Origin of the sequence: Mesorhizobium sp. M2D.F.Ca.ET.226.01.1.1 (genome assembly GCF_004022705.2) — a bacterium.
GTDB lineage: Bacteria > Pseudomonadota > Alphaproteobacteria > Rhizobiales > Rhizobiaceae > Mesorhizobium.
Map to the genome: position 1 here is coordinate 231,618 of NZ_RZOY02000010.1, position 21,728 is coordinate 253,345.

Here is a 21,728-nt window from a genome sequence, read left to right on the forward strand (position 1 = left end):
CGCGCCCTATTCGCCGGCCAGCCAATCGAGCGCCCAGCGCGAGGGTTGCCGGACGGCGAGCGCCTTGTGCAGGGCGGGCAACAGGACCTTCAACTCGCCTTCCAGCGTGTAGGGCGGATTGACCACCACCAGGCCGCTGCCGTCGAGGCTGGGCTCGTCCGAGGCAGGCCGTATCTCGAAGGCGATGTCGAGCAGTTTCGGAATGCCTGTTTCCTTCAGCGCCGCGCGGAAAGCGGCCACCGCCTTACGGTCCTTGATCGGGTACCAGAGCGCATAGATGCCGCCCGGCCAGCGCCGATGCGCGTTGCGCAGGCCATCGATCAGACGGGAGAACTCGCCTTCCTCCTCGAAGGGCGGATCGATGAGGACCAAGCCGCGCTTTTCCTTCGGCGGCAGTTGCGCGCCCAGCGCCAGCCAGCCGTCGAGCTCGATCACTCTTGCCTGGAAATCGCCGGCGAAAACCGATTTCAGCTGCGCGGCATCCTGGGGGTGCAGTTCGATCGCCGTCAGCCGGTCCTGGTTGCGCAGGAGATGGCGAACGATCAGCGGCGAGCCGGGATAGTGTTTGTGGCCGCCGTCGGGATTTTGCGCGCGCACCGCTTCCAGATAAGGCTGAAGCAGTGCCGCCGCTTGCGGCTCGAGCGTCGCCTCCACCAGCCGGCCAATGCCGCCCTGCCACTCGCCGGTCTTGCCGGCCTCGACGGAGGCAAGATCATACCGGCCAATGCCGGCATGGGTGTCGATGACGCGAAAAGCCTTGTCCTTCTGCTTGAGATATTCGACGAGGCGCGCGAGCACGGCGTGCTTGATGACATCGGCGAAATTGCCGGCGTGGTAGGCGTGGCGATAATTCATGCCGGCCTCACTCTAGAGAGCATGATGTCGTCCGAAAACCGTTTCACACTTTTCGGCATCATGCTCGTGGCGAACCGTTGCGGCCCCAGCGCGGCGGTGGCGGCTGCGAATTGGGATTTTGCGGAGGCCCGCCATCGCGGCGGCCAAAGGCCAGCGACAGCACCAACCCGGCAAGGCCGACGCCCATCAGCGTATAGCCGGCCGGCTCAGCGCGCTCGTCGATCGAGCCGGTGCCGGCGCGCAGGATGAGATCGACCGCGCGCATGTCGATGCCGTCGGCATCACCCGGGCCGACCGCGAAGACGTAAGGACCAGGCGTGACCGTCTCGATGACGCCGGCCTCGTCGCGAAAAATCTTGTCGGGCAGTTGCGGACTGACCTGGCGCGGATTGTCGGTGTGGTTGAAGGAGAGCGTCGAGGCCAGCGCCGTCCGGCCACCGCTCGCCGCGGTCAGCGTCAGCACCGTGCGCTGCTGGCCGGCGACGCGCTCGGCGCGCGCGGTAAGGTCGACCAGCACTCGCACCGGCGCATCGCTTGCGGCAAGCTGCACGGTGACCGGCCGGAAGCGGCCGCCCTCATAGACACGCCAGGTGCCGATGGCATGGCCGGAAAAATTGCTCATCGCCCAGGGATAGAAGATGCCGATGGCGGCACCGGCGATGAGAAGAAGGAGGCAGAGGAAGCGCATTCAAAGCCTTGGTCTTCGGGGCGAGATAGCCGCTATTTTGAGGCGGTTTCGTTTCGGGCAGCTTCGCGGACCCGCTCCATCTCGTCCAGAAACATTTCCAGGCCAAGCTCGAAAGTCTTGTCGAAGCTCTCGGCGCCGAAATAGGCGCCGGCCTTCATGACGCTCGGATAGTCACGCGCCAGCTCCTCTTCGCCGACGGTGGTGACCGCCGAAGGGCCTTTGGCGTAGCCAGCCGTCTCGTCGAGGATCGCGCCCATCAGATAGTAGCCGGCGGCGCGGAACAGGCGAGCGCTGAGCTCTGGCCCGAAGCCGCCATCCTCGAACAGGCCGATGATGGCGTTGAGCTTGGCAAGGCAAGGCGGCGAGTTCATGCGGTAGACGACGATGAAAGGCGCAAAGGCCGGGTGCTCGGTGGCGACACGGCGGAACTCCTGCATGCCGACGCGAGCCCGTTCGCGCCAGGGCAGGCTGTCGTCGGGAATGACAAGCCCGCTCATCTGCCGGTCGACCAGCGCTTCATAGAGATGCGCCTGCGAGGGGAAGTGGTGATAAATGCTCATCGCCTCGCAGCCGAGCCTGGCGGCGAGCTTGCGCATCGAAAAGCCGGACAGCCCTTCCCGCTCGATCACCTCGAAGGCGGCATCCTCGATCATCTGGCGGGAGAGCTTTCCGCGGGGTCGCTTTTTTTTGCTCGGTGAATCCATGGCGGCGCTTGACAACTTACACTGTAAGGTTCATCGTCCACATACCTTACATCGTAAGGCTAACAAAATCCAGAGGAGAACATCATGTCCGTCATTCGCATGCATTCCTGCTTTCGTTCCGCCTCGCTCATCGCTGCGGCTTCCATGTTCGCCGCCGTGCTGGCTTCCGCGCCCGCCCGGGCCGATGACTACGACGCCACCCTCAAGGACATCCAATCGACGATGGGCGGTGTGCCGAGCTTCGTGAAGCAATTCCCGAAAGCCGGTCTGCCCGGCGCCTGGGCCGAGGTCAAGGCCATCGAGCTCAGCGACAAGACGGCGTTGCCGCCGAAGGTGAAGTCGCTGATCTCGCTCGCGGTCGCGGCCCAGATCCCCTGCAATTACTGCATCTGGTCCGACACGCAGGACGCCAAGCGCGCCGGCGCCACCGACGAGGAGATCCAGGAGGCCGTCGCCATGGCGGCGCTGACGCGTCACTGGAGCACCATCTTCAACGGCATGCAGGTCGATTTCGAGACCTTCAAGAAGGAGATGGGCGGGCAGTAACGCTGAACGGCGGACTGCCGCAATGTGGCTTGGTCCGCGTTTTGCGGCCATTTTTGCGAGAGCGGCCGGACCGCTTCGATTCAGAACATCCGAGATCGGACCTCATATTGGAATATACCGGATGCGTGCTCTGGCGCGCCGGCGGATTCGCTTGCGTATATACCACTTCAGCCATCGCGGTGACCGGCAAAATTCCGGTAAAGCCGGCTTCGCCGGATATCCGCCGGGCGCATTGTTTGCCTGTTTTGATTGCACAATTCGCCGCACGGGCCGTTAAGCCGCGCAAGCCCGCTTCGACCGGCCTATCGTTAACCAATCGCAAAGACGTGCGGTTAACGGAATGCTAATTTAGTTGACTACCCAGCCGACCGGTATATCTTTGTATGCGTTGGGTGTGCAATTTGGGCGAGCAGTCCGCGGTGGTGGCAACCGATTCGTGGATCGCGACTTAGGGGCAGAAGGGACGCGCAGGCGGAAGCATAAGCCGTAAAGCGACGAGCCCTGCGAACTCATAAACTTCGACGCACATCAGTACGGGCGATTCCGCATATGCGGAGGATCGCTGTTTGTGACCTGGTCGAGCGATGCCTCGGCCCGGAACGGGGAAGTGTGTGCGCGCGAGGGGTGCCATGAACAGGGTCATAAAGGTTCTGAAACCGGTCGGTTCAAGTCGAAAGGGCATCGATCGCGGTCGCGCCCTGGTTGCAGGCGGTGCGGGCTTCCTGGGCTCGCATCTATGCGAGCGGCTGCTCGCCGACGGCTATGAAGTCATCGCGCTGGACAATTTCCACACCGGCAAAAGATACAATCTCGCCGGCATCGCGCGCGGCGCCTCCTTCACCTGCGTCAAGCACGACGTCATCGACACCTTGCCGATGGATCTTGCCGTCGACGAGATCTACAACCTTGCCTGCCCTGCCTCGCCGCCACACTACCAGGCCGATCCGATTCATACATTCAAGACGAGCGTGCTGGGCGCGATCAATCTTCTGGAACTCGCCCGGCGCCACGGCGCCAAGATATTCCAAGCCTCCACCTCCGAGGTCTATGGCGATCCGCTGGTGCATCCGCAGCCCGAGGGCTATTTCGGCAACGTCAACACGCACGGCCCGCGCTCTTGCTACGACGAGGGCAAGCGCTCGGCCGAAACGCTGTTCTTCGACTATTCGAGGACATACGGCATCGACGTGCGCGTTGCGCGCATCTTCAACACCTACGGACCGCGCATGCAGCCCGACGACGGGCGCGTGGTGTCGAACTTCATCGTCCAGGCGCTGCGCGGCGACGACATCACGGTTTACGGCAGCGGCACGCAGACACGCTCTTTCTGCTATGTCGACGACCTGATCGAGGGTTTTGTGCGGCTGATGCAGGCGCCGGCGGCGCCGCAACACCCGGTCAACCTCGGCAACCCGGGTGAGTTCACCATCATGGAATTGGCCGAGCTCGTGCTCGACTACACCAATTCCCGCTCGCGGATCGTGCACCGGCCGCTGCCGGCCGACGATCCCAGGCAGCGCAAGCCCGACATTTCCTGTGCCAGGCAGCATCTGGGCTGGGAGCCGAGGGTTGCGCTCAGCGAGGGGTTGGCTTACACAACGGCCTATTTCGAGGCCCTGCTGGGCGGGCGCCGGCTCGTGGCGCAGCATGGCAGCCGCACGTCCGTCCGGGAGGCGGCGGTGCAATGACTCCCGTTCTGGTGACGGGTGGCGCCGGCTTCATCGGCAGCCATACCTGCAAGCAACTCGCGGCGGCAGGCTATTTGCCGGTGGTCTACGACAATCTGAGCCGCGGCAATGAGAAGGCGGTGGCCTGGGGTCCGCTGGCGGTCGGCGATATCCGCGACCGCGCTGCCCTACAGCAGGCCATCGATGTCCACAAGCCGCGGGCGATCATCCATTTCGCCGCGCTTGCCTATGTCGGCGAGTCGATCAGTGAACCGGCGGACTATTATTCGGTCAATGTCGGCGGGACGATCGCCGTGCTCGATGCCGCGCGCGCGAACGGCATCGACAACATGATCTTTTCGTCGAGCTGCGCGACCTACGGCATGCCCGAAGCGCTGCCGGTGCGCGAAACCTCGGCCCAGAAACCGATCAGCCCCTATGGCCGCAGCAAGCTGATGGGCGAAGAAATCATCAAGGACTATGCCTCGGCCTATGGGATGAAATACGCGATCCTGCGCTACTTCAACGCTTGCGGTGCCGACCCCGAAGGCGAGCTCGGCGAATGGCACACGCCGGAAACGCATCTGATCCCCAGGGTATTGATGGCCGCGTCGGGCATGATCGAAGCGATCGAGGTCTTCGGCACGGACTATGAGACCGCGGACGGCACCTGCGTGCGCGACTACATCCATGTCGGCGACCTCGCCCGCGCGCATCTCAAGGCCCTGCTGCATCTGGATGCCGGCGGCGAAAGCCTAGCGGTCAACCTCGGCACCGGCCGCGGCATCTCGATCAGGGAAATACTGGGAGCCGTCGAGCGGATCACATCCCGGCCGGTGCCGGTCGCGTACAAGGCGCGCCGCCCCGGCGATCCGGCCGGGCTGTTTGCCGACCCCGGGCTTGCCCGGACGCGACTGGGCTTTGTGGCCGAGCTTTCCGACATCGACACCATAGTCGGGACGGCAGCGCCCTTCTTTGGGCTCGCTCCGGTCTCGCGCACTTCCGGCGCTTCAGCCGTCATGCCGCGCGCAAAGCGCGCGTCCTGTGGCGCGAACGCCATCACGAAACGCCGGCCCGCAAGGCCGGCGGTCGGCCCTGTGAGTAATGTGTCGGGGCGTGGGCTCGCTGAGATCGGCTAAGGCCACCTCAGCGAGCCTCTAATTTTGATCCGCTGGCATGGTCCAGCGTTTGGTGAAATCGACGATCCGCTCCAAGTGCCTTGCGTCAGGCGATTGCGGTCGCGGAACCGCAACGCACCTTTTTTGGAATTGCGCTGGCCGGGGCTAGCTTTTGGAATCGACCAGTTTCTGGATCTTTTCGAAATCGGCGCCTCTGGTGTCGCCCGCCTGAATTTTCTTCAATTCGTCGGCGGGATCTCCCGAGGCATGCCTGAAACTGTACCACTGGCCGTCCGGCTCCTTCCGTTGCTCGACGATCCCGTTGCGGACGCGGTGGCTAAAACAGGTTCGAATGGGTTTTGGCGCATAGGTTGTGGACCGCCAGACAAGGTTCATGCACATCTCGCCGTCATTGCTGAGATGCCATGTCCCTTCGGCGACGGAAGCTGCGTCAGGTGTTGACGTCCAAGCCCGCATCCGCCTGTCCTGGGCGAAATAGGCGGCTCCGTCGTCCCAATTCCATGTGCGGTCCGCGTAGAAGAGCTGCAGTTCGAACGCCGTCGGCGTGGCGGCGGCCGGAGGCGGCGCTGAACCTTGCGCGGCGGCGGCGTCGGGGGTGACGCATGACGCCATTCCGCAGGCGAGCAGAAGCATCCGGACGGCATGATTGTCGGGCCTATGGCGACCCGCGCCCTCGGCTTGTTCGGATGGCAATCGTTTTCGAGCTGCGGGTATGAACAGCGATAGCATGTCGGATCCTTTCGACCTGGCGTCACCACCCAGCTTGGGTCGTCGATCCCAACGCGCAGCTACCGCCCCCGCGGGCTATTAATCGCCGCCCAAGGAACAGTGTCAACGGTCCCTTTGCGGTGGGGCCGGATTGTGTTGCCGATCGTGATCGCGGCCACACCAAGCGTGTGGATTTGAGCGAGCCGCTGGTCTATAGGATCAGCCGCCTCGATGGAGCGGAGACGTTTAACGGGCCGCAGACCGGGCAAGTTCGGCGGTGGCCCAACCGGGCAAGGAAACCGGCAAGGCACCCGGCGCGGTGCGTCTTCGAAAAGCGAAGCAGCTACCTGGAACGCGGCGGTGAAAGCCAGCGGAGATTTGGTTGAAGCGAGCGGTATCGATAATCCTGACTCTGGCGCTGCTGGCATGGCTTGCCAGCGACCAGCGCTGGAAGATGGTGGGCGATGCCTTCGCCTCCATCACGCCCGGCGCTTTCGTGGCGATCGCGGCGGCGCTGTTCGTCACCTATGTGCTCAGGGCGCTGCGTGTCTGCGACGAGTTCCGCGACGACGTGAACGGCCGCTTCGGCGCCACGCTGCGCGTCATCCTGATCCACAATGCGATGATCAACATCGTCCCATTCCGCGGCGGCGAGACGGCCTTTCCGATCCTGTTGCGCCAGGTGTTCGGCGTTTCGATCGTGCGCGCCAGTGCCTCCCTTCTCTGGTTCAGGCTGCAGGACGCCTTCGTCGTCGGCGTGCTGGCCTGCCTTGTCTGGCCGGGCTTGCATCCGGCGCTGAGGGCCGCCGGCATCGCGGCGCTGATTGTCGCCGCATGGTACCTGCCGCGCTGGGCACGCGCGCCGCATAACTGGACGGCCGGCGGCAGGATCGTCTCGAAATTCGGCAAGCTGCGCGACATCTTCACCGAGGCGACGGGCCGCTCGCGCTACGGCTGGTGGTGGACGATCGCCAACTGGGCGTTGAAGCTCGGCGTGCAGGGCTGGCTGCTCGCCATGCTGCTCGGCACCTCGTTCCAGACCGCCTTTCCCGGCGCCGTCGGCGCGGAAGCAGCCGCCATCCTGCCGGTGCAGGGCGTCGCCGGCTTCGGCACCTATGAGGCAGGTGCCGCGGCGGCGCTGCTCTATTCCGGCATCGCCATGAAGGACGGCCTGCAGGCGGCGCTCGCGCTGCATCTCTTCATCCTGTGCTCGGCGGTCGCAACCGGTGCGATCGCCTGGCTGTTCCCCTCTAAATCGACGCTGCCGGAAACACCGGCGGCGGGACCGGCAAGGAAATGACCGCCATGAACGTGCTTCCCATTCCGGCTTTCGGATTGCCCGAGGGCGCCGTCATGCCCGAGCACAAGCTCTCCATCGTCATCCCGATGTACAACGAGGCCGACAATGTCGAGCCGCTGCTGGTGCGCATCCACCAGGCGATGGAAAATTACAGCCAGCCCTGGGAAGTGGTGCTGGTCGACGATGGCAGCACCGATGCCACCCCCGCAGAGATCCGCCGGCTGGCGGCGCAATACGGGCCGCATGTGCATGGCGTGGAGCTGGTGCGCAACTACAAGCAGACGGCCGCCATGCAGGCCGGCCTCGACGCCGCGCGCGGCGATGTCATCGCGACGCTCGACGGCGACCTGCAGAACGATCCGTTCGATATTCCGCGCATGGTCTATCGCCTGCTGACCGAGGATCTCGACCTCGTCGCCGGCTGGCGCAAGAACCGTAAGGAAGGGTTCTGGTTGCGCCGCCTGCCCTCGCGCATCGCCAACAGGCTGATCGCGCGCGTCACCGGCGTGCGGCTCAACGATTATGGCTGCAGCCTGAAGGTGTTTCGCGGCAGCGTCATCCGCAGCGTACGCCTCTATGGCGAGATGCATCGCTTCATCCCAGCGTGGCTCGCGACGGTGACGACGCCGCGCCGCATCGCCGAGGAAGTGGTGACGCATCACGCCCGCATCCACGGCCAGTCGAAATACGGCATCTCGCGCACCTTCCGCGTCGTGCTCGACCTCGTCTTCATGTTCTTCTTCATGCGCTACCGCACCAGGCCCGGTCATTTCTTCGGCGGCATCGGCATCGTGCTCGGCGTCATCGGCTCGCTGATCCTGGCCTATCTGTTCGCGATCAAGGTGTTTTGGGGCCAGGACATCGGCACAAGGCCGATGCTCATCACCGGCTTCTTCCTGGTGATCGCCGGGCTGCAGGCGGTGACGTCGGGCGTGCTGGCGGAGATGCTGTCGCGTGTCTACCTCGAGGCCAACGGCGCGCTCGCCTATGTAGCGCGGCCGCAGCCCGCCCCTGGCGAAGGGGACGGCTGGCAATGGCCGAGCAAGCCGCAGATCGGGAAGGCGAAGCCGCGCCGGAAATAGCGCTCAGGCTACACAGATGCCGGGCACGGCGACTTTCTGGAAAAGGTGCGGCGAAGCGACCGACGAGGACGGATAGGCCGAAATCTTCGCCCTGAATTGCGGATGCATGAATGCCGCGCGGAAAGCGGCGGTCGATTCCCAGATCGCGTAGTTCAGATAGGTCGGGCTGTCGCCGAGCGCCCGGTGCAGTTGGGTCGCGATGAAGCCCGGCTGTCGCTTCATGAAGGCTGCGTCGTCTTGCCAGACCTCCAGGAAGGCCTGCTCGTCGGCCTTGTCGAGCGTGAAGACATTGACCAGCACGACGGCGTTGGCGTCGAGCGCGACTTGACGGTCGATCGGGAAAGCAGGGTCGAGAGGACGCAAATGGGTCATCGGAGAACTCCTTATGTTGGTGTTATGATGTCAATCTGTTACCATGCACACATACTAAATTTGACATTATGATGTCAATATGGATATAGAATGACAAATTCGCGCGATATGAAACGGACAGCGGCTGGCAAGGCCTTGAGCGATCTCATTCTCGACCTGTTCAGGTTGAACAGCCGCATCAGTGCAGCCGGCGACAGGCTGGTGGCCGATCTCGGCCTCACCAGCGCCCGTTGGCAGGTTCTTGGCGCCATCGTAGCGGCCGAGCGGCCACAGCCCGTGGCATGGCTGGCGCGCGACCTCGGCGCCAACCGGCAGAATGTGCAGCGCATCGTCAACGACCTGCAAAGCGAGGGCCTCGTCGCCTTCAAGACCAACCCGCACCATCGGAGGGCGCAGCTCGTGACGCTGACGGACAAGGGCAGCGAGGCCTACGACGCGGCCATGCGCCTTCAGGCACCCTGGATCAACGACCTCGCCGAAGGGCTCTCGGTCGAGGACATCAACACCATGCATGGCGTGATCACGGTGCTGCGGCGAAGATTGGAAGGGGACGCGGATCTGGAGGAGCAGAGCTGACCGCTGCGGCTCCGTGGGGTGTCATCCACGAGGTTCGTGGACTGGCGCCGGAACAACTGGCGGCCGGAAGGCAAGTGATAACGGGAACGTCGCCATGCCCCGCCCTACATGCATCCTTCGATGAAAGGGCCGCTGACCCACAGTGAACCGTCGGTGTACATGGCGGTGCCGCTGTCGTCGGTGAAACCATGCGACCGCTCGTCCACGCGCAGCTTGCCGGTGGGCACCAACTGTCCGTTCACCTTGACGCTCCTGATGAAAAGGTTGCGGTCGCCGGGTAAGCCGTCCCCTGCCCACATATCGTTGACGTAGCGAATTTCGATCGCTCGCGGGTTGGGCGTGCCGCTGAGGTCCACGCGGAACGACTGCGCTGCGATTGCCGCGTCTTTCAGTTCCGCCACGCGAGCTTCGGCCGTCGACGCCGTGCTTGGCTTGCCCTGGACGGCAATCTCGGCAAGACGCTTGCCATCGACGAAAACCTCGAACTGAGGCGGCCCCTGGTAGTCGGTGCCGGCAGCATCGATCTCCAGGCTTGTGGCCGTGCAATGCCCTGCGTCCTTCGCGTTGTCTGCGACAAGGTTGGCTATGCGCCGCTTCTGCGACTGCACCCACCCGGCGATAGGCTGCAGCAGCGCCGTTCGGTCGCTCGCATCATCGCTGAAGAGGTTTGTCTTCTCCCCGGGATCAGCCTTGAGGTCGAATTCCTCGACCTTTCCGGTAGTCGCGTTGAAGATCACCTTTCGATCGTTCTCACGATAGCCGAGCAAGGAGCCGGCCCATGGATTGAAGAAGAAGGTCTTGTTCGGCCGCTGTTCGCTGAACAGGCTGCGTCCCTGCCACTGGTCGGGCAGCGGCAGTCCCAATACATCCATGATCGTCGGGGCGATATCGATGATGCCGCCGACCGGATGCGCAACCTCGCCCCGGAAAAGATGCTTGTTGACCATGATCAGCGGGATGTGGACGTTCTCATCGTAGAGCGCGGTCGCATGGACGTAGTCGCCATGCTCGCCGAACGCCTCGCCATGATCGCCAAGGATGACGACGAGCGTCGAATCCAGCTTGCCGGACTGCTTGAGCGATTCAAGGATTTCGCCAAGCGCGGTGTCGCCAACCTTCAGGGCATTGAGATAGGCGTTGAATTTTTCATCGTCAGTGTAATGCACCATCGCCTGGTTTTGGGATGACGGCGCCATCTTGGAGAACATCGGACTGTCGGTGATGTAAGGATAGTGCGTCATCGCCGTGAACATTATGCCGAAGAAAGGCTTGTCCGAATCCGCGTTCATCCAGTCGATGATCGATCGCGCGGTGCATAGATCGCTGTTGTAGTCCATGTTCTTCCACTGCTCGGAACTGAGCTTGAAGGTCGGAGTGGCGCATTTCTGCCCCCGGAAATCCTGGATAACGCCCAGCCCCTTGTTGAGCAGAAACTCGTCCACTCGCTGGAAACGGGAATCCGCGCTCCAGAAAAAGCCGGTGCGGAAATTGTGCTTGGACAAGGTATTGGAAATCGAATCCAGCGGCAGATATGGATACTTGGCGGTCATCCCATAGAACGAGATGTCGTTATACATCGAGGTCAGCAGGGAGAATATCGAGTAGTGCGTCGATGGCGCATGTGCGTAGATGTTGTCGAAGCGGATGGAATCGGCGGCATAGCTCTTTATGTTCGGGGTGACCGGATACTGGCCGCCAAAAGTCTCGATGTATTTCGACGGCACCGACTCCATCATGAAAATCAGCACGTTCTTGATCGGATTTGGTGTCGGCGCCTTGAAACTTGACGTTTCCGCCGGACGCTCCCCGACGCTGGCGACATCGGGATCATTGGCGCCTGCGCTCATCGCGAATGCGACCGGCGTCGAGCTCAACCAGGCCGATCGAACGAAATAGACAATCGGGTTCTCGATCTTGGATGCCGGCAACGCTGCCGCGCGGACATATTTGCCGGTGCCGATCAAAGCCCCGCCCACGCACAGCAAAAGCGCGACCAGAAGGGTCCTGCGTCCGACGACGCCCAGCCCCAGGCATAGCCTTGCCGCGGCCCAGCCGAGGACCAATACCAGGATGACCGACCCGCACAGGATTGCCGCATCCCTGGCCTTGACCGCGTCGCCCATGGCGTTCTTGGCGTCGGCATTCTGCAGGAAGTCGCCATACACCAGCCACTGGAAGGTGAATGGCTCACCCAGCATCTTGACGAGATCGATGTTGGCAAACCCCCACACCAGTGACACCGCAACGAGAAAATAGAACAGAAAGACGATCGCCCAGGACGCGAGCCGGCTCGCTTTCGCAAGGAAGAGCAGGATCAACGTTGTCGCCGTCACCGATGCGATGAGGATTAGGTCGTAATAGCTTGCCGCCAATCCCGTTGGGATGGACGCCAAGACACCCTGAAATGTCGTTTGCGGATCGAGGATGACACCCCGGTAGACGCCGAGCAGCAACCATGACAACAGGCCGGTGCAGATGACGCGCGGGAACATACGCCTGAGGCGCACCTCACGCGGCAAAGCCGTTTTCGTCTTCGATTGCGTCTGGCCGCTTTCAGATCGGCCCGCCGATCCCGTCATGCCGCCAATGCTCATGCAAATTGCTCGCCGCCAGTTTGCGCGCCGGCCGGGAGCTGGCCGACGCTTTCAAACCCCCGCCCACAAAATCGGCCCGACCCAGGAAAGAGTCAACAAAATCAACCGTGAGTTAACCATGTCTTTTCAGAACTGGTTAACCCAACACGGTTGGAAGCCACCGGATTTGCTGGGCAGATCGCCATCTTAAACGGCAATGGCGGACGCTGCGAAGCGCCCGCCACTGCCCTTTCCAGCCTTGGTCTTCGAGAATCAGCCGCCGTGTAGGCGTATCGGGCTCAGGCTGGCAATGGTCATACGCTGCTGGGACGGACAGGTCGGGAGGAAGCGGCTCGCATCCGCGTATGTCATGGTCGTGATGGAACTCTTCAGCCCACCGCGGCTGGCGATCCACCCACGAACCCAGCCAGGATAGTTTTTCATCATGAAATTCGCGGCAACCTGATTGCCCTGCGCGCCGGCGCCATAAGGCAAGTGGAAACCGAACGATGCGCCCTGCGTGATGCACACCTTGCTCTTGGGCATCGACAGGTAAAGCGTGCAAGCCGAGTCGCACGCACCGCTGAAGCGCACAAAGCCGCCGCTGCGGCGCATCTTCAGCACGCGGATGGCGTAGTCGATCACGTAGCCGCCGCGATCGCCGCTGATTGTTTTGACGTTGGCGGTGCCGAGGTTGATGCGCGGACGCAGCAATTCTCCCGCCGAACTCGCCGAGATCATCGCGCCCATCAGACCGAGCGCGCCGAGAAACTTCATTATCGTTTTCATTTGCGCCTCCTGCTATGCCGTGAACTATTAGGTGGGAGGCGTAAATATTGGTTATGCCGTGTCGATAAATTTGTAACAGTCGATTGATTGTACAGCCGTTTTAGGAACCGCTTGATTGCCCTGGTTTACCAATGGCGCAGAAGGATGATCACCGAAAAGTAAATCCGGCGCGGCTAGAAGGCAGGGAGAGTGCCAAAACGTTGGTAGCGGAATTGGGTTAAGGGAAACTTCAATGGCAGTCGAGAGCAAGCTGAGGAAGCCGTTGAGGCCGGATGGGCATCGCCGCATCTGCGTGGTAACGCGAGCCATCCGGCGCGACGTCGATTTCGACGACGCCATGGCGCCCTGCGAACTTGCCAGGCTGTTCGCCGAAAACGGCGACGACGTTACCCTGTTGTGGGTTGCCGGCCGCGAAGCGCCATCCACGGACGAGGTAGCGGCGCTCCGGGCGGAATTCGAGGCGGCCTCGGTCAAGCTGGACGTTCTCGACCGGTCCGATCAGTTGCTTCCTGCGCTAGCGACGCCCGAGAGCCAGTCCGCGGCTCTGCTGCACTACCTCGAACGGTCCAATCACGATCTGGTCTACGCGCCCCTTGAGGGCGGAACGGCGTATTACACGCTGCTGGCGGCAGAAACCGCCGCTTTTGCGGCCCCGGCAATCGCCGTTTTCGCCAGCGCCCCGGAGGAATGGGTGCACGAAGCCGACAAGGCTTTCATGGGAAGCACCGAGTCGATCGCCATTGCACATATGGAGCGGTACTGCGCCGAAATGGCCGACAGAACGATCTGCGCCTCGGCCGCGCTTCGCAAGTGGATGCTGTCGAAAGGCTGGAAGGCCCGCAAAGCGGCGGTAGTCCCGATGTTGCCGCTGTCTGCCGACGCCGGCCAAGCTACTGCGCAGCCGGCGCCCGAAAGCGACGATGGGAAAGAACTCGTCGTCTTCCAGACAGCGCATTTTCGCGACGGCCTGACATTGCTCTGCGACGCGCTCGACATCCTGGCGCCATCGGCGCCAGAAAACCTGAGCCTCACCGTATTCGCTCCATTCGGAAAGATCATGGGCGAGCACAGCGGCGGACTGCTTCTGCGCCGCGCCGAGAAATGGCCGTTGAAGCTTAAGTTTTTGCCAGCCGCGAATCTGACTGCGAAGCTCGACTATGTCGAACGCCGCAGTGCCTTGGCGATCATACCCTCGCTCGCCGCGTCGACCGGCGCCGCCGTCGCTGCCTGTATCGCGGCGGGGTTGCCGTTCGTTGCCACCAACGCCGGCGCCAATGCCGAGGCGTGGAACGCAGAGGCGAGGCAACCTAAATTGACCGCGCCTGAGGCCGGGCAGTTGGCCCGGACAGTCCTTGCCGCGCTCGACAAGCCGCCACGCCCGCGACGGATCGACGTGTTTGGCCGGTGCCGGCTGGCCTGGCTAGACACGCGCGATACTTCGCCTTCGGCGCGTAGAAGACGTGGCTCAGCCCTGACATCGCCGCTGGTCTCGATCGTCATGGCCCATCGCAACCGGCCGTCGTTCCTGAAGCAGGCGATCGCGGCAATCGAAGCGCAAACCTACGAGCGGCTGGAGCTGGTGCTGGTCGATGACGGAAGCGACCAGGACGAAGCAAGACGATTGCTGGACGCGCTTGAGCCGACATTCCGTCAGCGCGGATGGAAGATCTTGCGCCGGCCGCACAAACACCTTGGCGCGACGCGAAACGCCGGCGTCCGCGCCGCGCGCGGCGCGCTCATCCTGTTCGCCGACGACGACAACGCGCTTTTTCCGGAGGCCGTCGACCATTTCGTCCGCGCCATGGCTGCGTCCGGCGCGGATATCTGCACGGCGTTCCAACTGATCTTCTATGAGGATTTCGTTCCCAGCGACCGGACGGACGGGCTGATCCAGTATCTGCCGCTCGGCGGCCCCGATGCGCTCGGGCTCATCCACAATGTCTACGGCGACGCCAATGCGATGGTGCGCAGGGAGGTTTTCTCCCAGATCGGGTTTCTGATCGAAGAGCCTGGCTATGCAATGCATGACTGGGAATTCTTTGCGCGAGCCTCCCTTGCCGGGCTGAAAATCAGGCCGATACCGAAGCCGCTCTACTGGTATCGCTCGAAATCGAACGGAATGTTCCGGACCTCGAACTGGTATGATAATCGCCGTCCCATCGTCGAGGCGTTCAGGTCGGGCCGGTTTGATGGCGCCGAGCAAGTTTACCAGTTGGCGATCGCCCAGAACACGGCTCGGCCCGAGATCGAAAGCGCGCGCGAAAATCTGAGGTACACCCCCGCCTATCGAAGGTACCTCGAACTGTGCGATCTCGAACCGAACAGCAATGCAGCCATCGAGACACTCGCCGCCATCGCGGCATCGGCCGGACGTCCCGATACTGCGGCAAGCCTGCTTGAACGGGACGTAGCCAAGGCAGACCAAGACCCCGCGGGCCGGGCCGACGGCTCGTACACCCTCACCTATCAAGCGCTCAGGAATGCCAGGCTTCTAACGCAGCGGATCTCCGATCTTCCTTTGCTCCTGGTAGCGCCGGACGACGGCGGGATATTCCTGCGCCCGCACGTGGAAGGGCCTGTCGTTGCATCACTCGATCATCAATTCTTGCCGTTCTTCCGAGGGATCGAAGCAACAGTGGAAGTCGCGCATGCCGACGCGCCGGCAATCGATTTCGCCCTGGCTCTCGTTCGCCCTGACCAGATCATCGACTGGCACCAGGACATCGCCACGCAAACGATCGCCTTTTCCGGCTGGGCAACCGTTCGAGACAAATTCGCGCGTCACAGGCTGAAGGTGGCGCTTCGCGCCCGGCGCAGGATACCGCTGTCGGTCATTGTCGCGGTTCGCTTCGCGGGCACGCCGAACGGTTTTCCGACCAACGCATTCTTTCGAAAACTGACGCTTTTCAACGACTAGCGCGATCCACGACTGGATGAGAGATTGCCCTGTTAAGGTTAATCGCGCTCAGCCTCAGTCGGTGGCGCGCCGGCCACCCGTTATGGTTGACAAATTACTAACAGACCAATATTTTCAATGGGGTATGGGGTGTGTAGGGAACGGGGTTTGTCATGCGTAAGATTCAATCGCTACTGTTGGGCGGACTGAGCATTCTGGGCGTAAGCGTCGCTTTTTCCAACGCGGCGCAAGCACAAATCGAAGTTGCTCCGGTCAAGGAAGCTGAGCTTGCTTGCGAGCAGGCTCTCAAGATCGGCACGATCGAGGCGCTCGAGGACTATCTGCACCGTTATCCGAATGCGCCGACAGCTTGTAAGGCGCTGGCGCTGAACAGCTTGTCGCAGTTTGCGGCGAATGGCGGCGGCCATAACGGCGGGGACGGCGGGCACCGCTACGGCGGTTGAGCACCCGGCTCAGTAGATCGTCACGTCACGTGACCGCGGTTTCATGTAACCGCGGCTTGGCCGTTTTCGCGACGTATTCGGCGTAGCTATCCGAGGATTTCATCCAGCCTAGTTCCACGAGTTGGGTGCTATCGCCACGATAGCGGACAGACCGGTGGTCCCGAAGCGACAGCTTCGGATTGCGCTCCAACGCTTCCATGTAGGCCGCACGTTCCTCCAGCGTCTTTTCCTTGAGTTGGGCGTTTTCGTTCAGCGACGACGCCGATTTCTGGTGAAAGCCCCAGACGAATTTGAAGTGCAGCAGAGCGACGCGGAGTTCGCTGAACCGCACCTTGCTGATGGTGTGCTGCGCCGCATGGTAATGCGTGCTCCTGTCCCACCGCACGATCGGCACCTTGGTCAGGCACGGGGGAAACGTCTGCTTGAAGCGGCCATGCCAGAACACCCGCTCCCTCACCCCGCCGAACATCTGCTCAGGCGGGTACAGGCCGTCACGTGCGCGCAGCCAACCCGGCTCCGGATCGAAATAGGGGGAAGCATCGACAAGCGGGATGCTGCCGTCGTAGCTGCACTCGGCCAACGGACCGGCGGCATACATGTCGACCATCGATCCGATCACTGCCGCGGCACCGGTCGAATCGAAATAGGCACAAAGCCGACGCAGGTTCACGTGCTCGAAGTCGGGATAGACGAGAAGCTCGTCGGCGTCGACCGACAGGCACCAGTGGCCGGACCCGTGGACGCGCATCAGGATGTTGATCCATCGCGGTGGGGTGATGTTCAAGGCGAAGTGCGACCCTTCGGCATGGAAGCAGTGGCTGTCGGGCTGATCGAGGATCAGTTCCCTCGTCCCATCAGTGGAGCCATTGTCCAGGAAGAAGAACCGGTCGACCCCAAGGCCGCGATAGTGATTGAGAAGATGCGGCAGCAATGTCGCCTCGTTGCGCAGCGCGACAAAGCAGAGGATCTCATCCTTCTTCGTATCGATAGGTCGATCGTCCAACCGTTCGAGGTGTTTTGGAGATCGATGGACATGCATGCGAAGATCATCAATTCGGTTTGCGCGAAGAGGCAGGGCAGTCTCCAGCTGATTATCTCTGTTAGACAATTATCAAAGTGTTATCCACCTGTTGGCAAGACTGCCCGCTTGCGGCTGATGATCGAGGGGGACTGATTGAGCGTTGGTTCTAAGACAGGCGCGCCGTCCGCCCCGAAGCGGTCGTCGAGCCACAAACCCCGCAGGGTGTGTGTCGTTTCCGAGGTCGAGTTCGGCTCGACGGTGACAGCCGATCCCGGATCGGCGACGTATGCGCTGGCCCAGCATCTGGCGAAAATCGGCGAAACCGTCACGCTGTTGTGGGTGCCGAGCCCGGTCGGCAGCCAGCCCGATGAGCAGGAGATCGCCAGGCTCGCCAAATGGTGTTTTGACAATTTCCTGGTCCGGCTCGAACTGCTGCCGCCGTCGCCCGAATTGTTGCGTGGCCTGGAGTCCAGCGACAAGAATTCAGTCGCCGTCTACCACTTCCTCAAGCAGAACACCTTCGACGTCGTCTATTTCGCTCTCGAAGGCGGACTGGCGCATTTCCCGGCCGTTGCCAAGCGCACGGGCGTCTTTCCCGATCCTCCCATTCTCGTGGTGCTCGCGCATGAGCCGCTGATGTGGGATCTGGAGGCCAATGCCAAGGCGATCGAGCGCAAGGAGCAGATGACCGTCGCGCATATGGAACGGACCTCCGCCGAGACCTGCGACCACCTCGTCGTCACCGGCCAATCCTTGCTCGACTGGATGATCAAAGCGGGATGGAAGCTGTCGACCAGCCATCAAATCGCGACGCCGCTGGAGCCCGAAGAGTGGCGTTCGAATTTCACCGTCGATCACTACCGGCCTCGGCAACGGCCCGCTGCCGAATTGGTTCATTTCTCAGGCACGGAGACGCGAAGCGGGCTGACGCTGTTCTGCGACGCGCTCGATCGCCTGGCCGACAGCGGCGTGACCGATCTCGCCGTGACGATCGTCGGGGCGTTTGGTCATGTGCTCGGCGAGCATTCGGGCGGCATGGTCGTGCGGCGGGCCCGGCAGTGGCCGTTCAAACTGAAGCTCCTGCCGATCCGAGACGAGCCCGAAATCTTCCGCTATCTGCGGCAGAGCCACGCGCTGATAGCAATCACGCATTCAGCTGCGCAGCTTCCGCTGGACGTGGTGACGTGCCTAGACGAGGAAATCCCCTTCATCGCGACGGACGTCGGCAGTATACGTGAGCTGCTCCAGCCGAAATCCGCTGACGCGGTCATGATGCAGGCGTCCCCTTCCGCGATCGCCGCCAAGATCGCGTCGGTGCTGGAGAGCCAATCTTTCGGTCCGGCAAGGCCCTTGCAAGACCGGGAAGCGCGCGAGAAGAGCTGGACCAGATTGCACGTCAAATTGTGCCGGCAGCCCGCCAAGGCCGCTGGCCGCGGTCGAGCCCGGTTGCCGCTCGTTTCGATCATCACGGCCCACTACAATCGGGCGCGCCTGTTGCCGCAGGCGATCGCATCGGTCCGTCGCCAGGACTACCCCAATATCGAATTGATCGTCGTCGACGACGGCAGCACCGATCCGGACGCAATACGCCTGCTCGCTGAAGTCGAGCCTGAGTTCGAGCAGCGCGGCTGGCGGATCATCCGGCAAAAGAACGGCTTCCTCGGCAAGGCCCGAAACACCGGCATTCGCGCCGCCAAGGGATCCTTGATCCTGTTCCTGGACGACGACAACGCCCTCTTCCCCAACGCGGTCAGCACGTTCGTGGCCGGCATGCAAAAGTCCGGCGCTGATATCTGCACGACGTTTGCCAAGTGGCTCAATGAGCCCTTCGTGCCGCCGGACACCAAGAGCGGCTATATGCTCTACTTTCCGGTCGGCGGCCCGCCGGACATCGCGCTGATCACCAACCCGTATGGCGACGCCAATGCGATGTTCCGGCGCGAGGTGTTCGACAAGGTGGGCTACCTCAACGAGGAGCGCGGCTTTTCGGCAAGCGATTGGGAGTTCTTCCTGCGCGCTGATCTGGCGGGCCTGGAGATCGTCACTGTCCCGGAACCGCTCTATTGGTATCGGTCTTCGCCGACAGGCATGAACCGGAATGCCGAGTGGCTGAGGAACCGCCGGCCGATCATCAATGTGTTCCGGAAGCACAAGTTCGCGCATACCGATATGTTCGTTCAGCTCGGCATCAGCTCGAACACCGCCAATCACGAGAAAGATCTCAACCTCTGGAACCTTGAGCTGCGCGCCAAGGACGAGCGGTATCTGCGGCTGAGCGCCGCTTCCGCCAACTCCGCTGACGCGATGCAATTGCTGGCGGAAATAGCGGCGCGCGAAGGCAGGGCAGATACAGCGATTTCGCTTCTGGCCCACGCAGGGCGGTCCGACTTCACGCTGGGCGTCGTCGAGATGCTCCATGCCGCCGCCGAGGAAACGGTGCCGGAACTGCATTCCTCGCTCTACAGGGAGCAGTATCTCCCGGTCGAAGCCCTGCGCCGCGCCCATATCGGCTCGCATCCACATACCGATGCGGATCTGCTGAGCTATGTCGAGCAATCGCCGGATCAGCTGTTCGTGCAGGCCACAGGCAGCACCGTCTCGATGGCATTGCTGAAAGGTGTCTGTCCGGCCGGCACGATCGGCTCGAGCTGCTGGGTCTATCTCGACGAGGCGCTGACGGGACCCGCGCAGTTTCAGATCGCGATCGTCGACGCTGAAAACCAGACCTTTGATCAGCTCGCCCGGCTCCTCGAAGATGACGGAGGGAACGGTTGGGCCGATGTCAGCCGCCCCCATGAGCCACGCGAGATCGCGACAAACGTCAATTCGCCCACGACCGGCAGGCGCGATTTGCTGCTTGCAGTCAGATGCGGCGGCAATTGGTCGGGCGCAACGGTGCTTGGCGGCTTTTCAAGCATCCAGATCCGCCATGTCGTCTTGAACGGCGCGAAGCACCCGCGCCTCAACGCGCCGCAGCAGCGGCAACGTACGCGCCAGCTGACCGGTGACGAGTTGAAGCGTTCAACGCTCGTGACGAACCATCCGACGGAATTGCCTGCGCTGCTCGTCTCCGATGGCGGCATCTTCCTGCGGCCGAGCACGCATGGTCTCGTGGTGGCCGCGCTCAATTCCACCTTCCCGGCCTTTGCCAGGAGTGTCGTCGCTACGGTGGAGATCGCTCACGAGGAGGCGTCGCCGTTCGAGTTCGCCATGGCTCTGGGTCGGCCGGAAGAAAAGCTGGTCTGGAAACACGACGCTCCGGTCGGCGCTTTGGCGTTCTCCGGATGGACGCGCGTTTCGAGACCATTCGAGTTGCATGATCTGAAACTTTCCATGCGCGAGGTGGATCGCAAATGGCTGACCATCTATCTGGCGATCCGGCTGCCGCGCGGTTCGAAACCGATGCCGTCCAACGCCTTCTGGCGCAAATTGCTGCTCGTCTGGGACTGACCGGCGGTAGCCACAATCGCGGGAACGTTACCTTTGAGCCTGAAGTGCGATAAACCGTGCGGGTGAGCTTGGAGGGTACCAACGAATGAAAAGCATTGTCAGTCTTGTGCTCGGCCTTTTCATCGTTGCCATCAGCGCAGCATTCTTCACGGCGACTGCCCAGGAGCGCGACGTGGGGCCGAAGTGCACCCAATGGAACTCGTACCGCGTCCTGTTCAAAAAGGACGACGGCAAGATTTCGGGCGAGGCCGCGAAGGGGCTGGCTGCGTTCCTCAAGGACGCCGGACGGGATTGCGGCTACCGGCTCTACGCCACGGCCAGCAACGAAGGCGCTTACGACAAGGCGGACACCGTTGCCGGCCGCAGGCTGAACGCAACAAGCGATTTTCTCAAGGCGCAGGGCGTCAAGCCCGAGATGGTGCTGGCACTTTCTCATTGGGTCGATGACAGCGCCGCCGATACGAATCAGGCGCGGAGCGCCATCTTGTACACCTTGCCGAAGCAAGGGATCTCGTGCCGGCAGTATGAGAAGCGGAACCCCGTCCAAGTCCCCCTTTTCTTCGACAGCAAATCCTCGGTGATTTCGCCGCAGGTCAAAAGCGCGCTCGAGAAATTCGCCGCCAGCATCAAGGATACGCGTTGCAACGTGGAACTGACGGCGACCGCCGCCAAGGAAATGACTAGCGCCGATCCCGCAAAGACGAACAAGGATCTGGCCAAGCAGCGCGTCAAGGCGATCATGGATATCCTCACCGCAGCCGGCATCGATAGTGACAGGCTTGTCGATACAAATGTGGACTATGTTGGCGACAAGAAGCCGAACACCGCCAAAAACCGTCTGGCCACGGCATCGCTGATGTAGCGGTCGTCGCTGGCTCGCTCAGTACGGCGGTTACGA

18 protein-coding genes are annotated in these 21,728 nt (G+C 62.2%); 10 read left to right on the forward strand and 8 right to left on the reverse strand.

The genetic code is table 11. The features are described 5' to 3' along the window. Nucleotides 1–6: 6 nt before the first annotated feature. The 3 genes from EN869_RS23550 to EN869_RS23560 are packed head-to-tail and all read right to left on the reverse strand — an operon-like array spanning nt 7 to nt 2,196. The gene (locus EN869_RS23550; RefSeq protein ID WP_127228373.1) at nt 7–855 is read right to left on the reverse strand and encodes a 23S rRNA (adenine(2030)-N(6))-methyltransferase RlmJ; all 849 of its coding nucleotides are present in this window, start codon (nt 853–855) and stop codon (nt 7–9) included. 58 nt (nt 856–913) lie between these two features. Then, nucleotides 914–1,543 carry a hypothetical protein gene (locus EN869_RS23555; protein ID WP_127228374.1) on the reverse strand — a complete coding sequence of 210 codons (630 nt, stop codon included), beginning with the start codon at nt 1,541–1,543 and terminating at the stop codon, nt 914–916. A 32-nt stretch (nt 1,544–1,575) separates the two neighbouring features. Beyond that, nucleotides 1,576–2,196, reverse strand: coding sequence for a TetR/AcrR family transcriptional regulator (locus tag EN869_RS23560; protein WP_245489595.1), 621 nt, complete (start codon nt 2,194–2,196; stop codon nt 1,576–1,578). Nucleotides 2,197–2,331: 135 nt separating this feature from the next. Between EN869_RS23560 and EN869_RS23565 the strand changes: the two genes are divergently transcribed. The 3 genes from EN869_RS23565 (at nt 2,332) to galE (ending at nt 5,599) form a co-directional block, all read left to right on the forward strand. Continuing rightward, complete coding sequence (locus EN869_RS23565) at nt 2,332–2,793, forward strand: carboxymuconolactone decarboxylase family protein (protein WP_127228376.1); 462 nt, start codon at nt 2,332–2,334, stop codon at nt 2,791–2,793. Between the two features lie 629 nt (nt 2,794–3,422). Beyond that, nucleotides 3,423–4,481 (forward strand): UDP-glucuronic acid decarboxylase family protein, encoded by a 1,059-nt coding sequence (locus EN869_RS23570; protein ID WP_127228377.1) that lies wholly within the window; start codon nt 3,423–3,425, stop codon nt 4,479–4,481. Further along, entirely contained in the window at nt 4,478–5,599 is a 1,122-nt protein-coding gene (gene galE / locus EN869_RS23575) for a UDP-glucose 4-epimerase GalE (RefSeq protein ID WP_127228378.1), read from the forward strand. Before EN869_RS23570 ends, galE begins: the two co-directional genes overlap by 4 nt. Before the next feature lie 144 nt (nt 5,600–5,743). Here the strand turns inward: galE and EN869_RS23580 are convergent, their stop codons facing one another. Next, the gene (locus EN869_RS23580) at nt 5,744–6,328 is read right to left on the reverse strand and encodes a DUF995 domain-containing protein (protein ID WP_245489594.1); all 585 of its coding nucleotides are present in this window, start codon (nt 6,326–6,328) and stop codon (nt 5,744–5,746) included. A gap of 361 nt (nt 6,329–6,689) precedes the next feature. On the opposite strand from EN869_RS23580, the gene EN869_RS23585 reads away from it, so the two are divergent. After that, the gene (locus tag EN869_RS23585) at nt 6,690–7,607 is read left to right on the forward strand and encodes a lysylphosphatidylglycerol synthase domain-containing protein (protein WP_127228379.1); all 918 of its coding nucleotides are present in this window, start codon (nt 6,690–6,692) and stop codon (nt 7,605–7,607) included. A gap of 5 nt (nt 7,608–7,612) precedes the next feature. Beyond that, nucleotides 7,613–8,689, forward strand: a complete 1,077-nt coding sequence (locus EN869_RS23590) for a glycosyltransferase family 2 protein (RefSeq protein WP_127228380.1) — start codon at nt 7,613–7,615, stop codon at nt 8,687–8,689. 3 nt (nt 8,690–8,692) lie between these two features. On the opposite strand, the gene EN869_RS23595 is transcribed toward EN869_RS23590, so the two are convergent. Then, nucleotides 8,693–9,061 carry an antibiotic biosynthesis monooxygenase family protein gene (locus EN869_RS23595; RefSeq protein WP_127228381.1) on the reverse strand — a complete coding sequence of 123 codons (369 nt, stop codon included), beginning with the start codon at nt 9,059–9,061 and terminating at the stop codon, nt 8,693–8,695. 90 nt (nt 9,062–9,151) lie between these two features. Here EN869_RS23595 and EN869_RS23600 point away from each other — a divergent pair, with 90 nt between their 5' ends. Then, entirely contained in the window at nt 9,152–9,637 is a 486-nt protein-coding gene (locus tag EN869_RS23600; protein WP_127228382.1) for a MarR family winged helix-turn-helix transcriptional regulator, read from the forward strand. 104 nt (nt 9,638–9,741) lie between these two features. Here EN869_RS23600 and EN869_RS23605 read toward each other — a convergent pair whose 3' ends face one another. Beyond that, nucleotides 9,742–12,231 (reverse strand): sulfatase-like hydrolase/transferase, encoded by a 2,490-nt coding sequence (locus tag EN869_RS23605; RefSeq protein WP_127228383.1) that lies wholly within the window; start codon nt 12,229–12,231, stop codon nt 9,742–9,744. Between the two features lie 252 nt (nt 12,232–12,483). Then, nucleotides 12,484–12,999, reverse strand: a complete 516-nt coding sequence (locus EN869_RS23610) for a hypothetical protein (protein WP_245489593.1) — start codon at nt 12,997–12,999, stop codon at nt 12,484–12,486. 232 nt (nt 13,000–13,231) lie between these two features. On the opposite strand from EN869_RS23610, the gene EN869_RS23615 reads away from it, so the two are divergent. Together EN869_RS23615 and EN869_RS23620 are read left to right on the forward strand one after the other, a co-directional pair. Beyond that, a complete protein-coding gene (locus tag EN869_RS23615; protein WP_127228384.1) occupies nt 13,232–15,916 on the forward strand; it encodes a glycosyltransferase family A protein in 2,685 nt (894 codons plus the stop codon). Nucleotides 15,917–16,068: 152 nt separating this feature from the next. Further along, on the forward strand, nt 16,069–16,359 hold the full coding sequence (locus EN869_RS23620; protein WP_127228385.1) for a hypothetical protein: 291 nt from the start codon (nt 16,069–16,071) through the stop codon (nt 16,357–16,359). 25 nt (nt 16,360–16,384) lie between these two features. On the opposite strand, the gene EN869_RS23625 is transcribed toward EN869_RS23620, so the two are convergent. Then, nucleotides 16,385–17,398 (reverse strand): glycosyltransferase family 2 protein, encoded by a 1,014-nt coding sequence (locus EN869_RS23625; protein WP_127228386.1) that lies wholly within the window; start codon nt 17,396–17,398, stop codon nt 16,385–16,387. Between the two features lie 204 nt (nt 17,399–17,602). Here EN869_RS23625 and EN869_RS23630 point away from each other — a divergent pair, with 204 nt between their 5' ends. Continuing rightward, complete coding sequence (locus EN869_RS23630) at nt 17,603–20,830, forward strand: DUF6212 domain-containing protein (RefSeq protein ID WP_127228387.1); 3,228 nt, start codon at nt 17,603–17,605, stop codon at nt 20,828–20,830. 85 nt (nt 20,831–20,915) lie between these two features. After that, complete coding sequence (locus EN869_RS23635) at nt 20,916–21,692, forward strand: OmpA family protein (RefSeq protein ID WP_127228388.1); 777 nt, start codon at nt 20,916–20,918, stop codon at nt 21,690–21,692. Nucleotides 21,693–21,728: the final 36 nt, after the last annotated feature.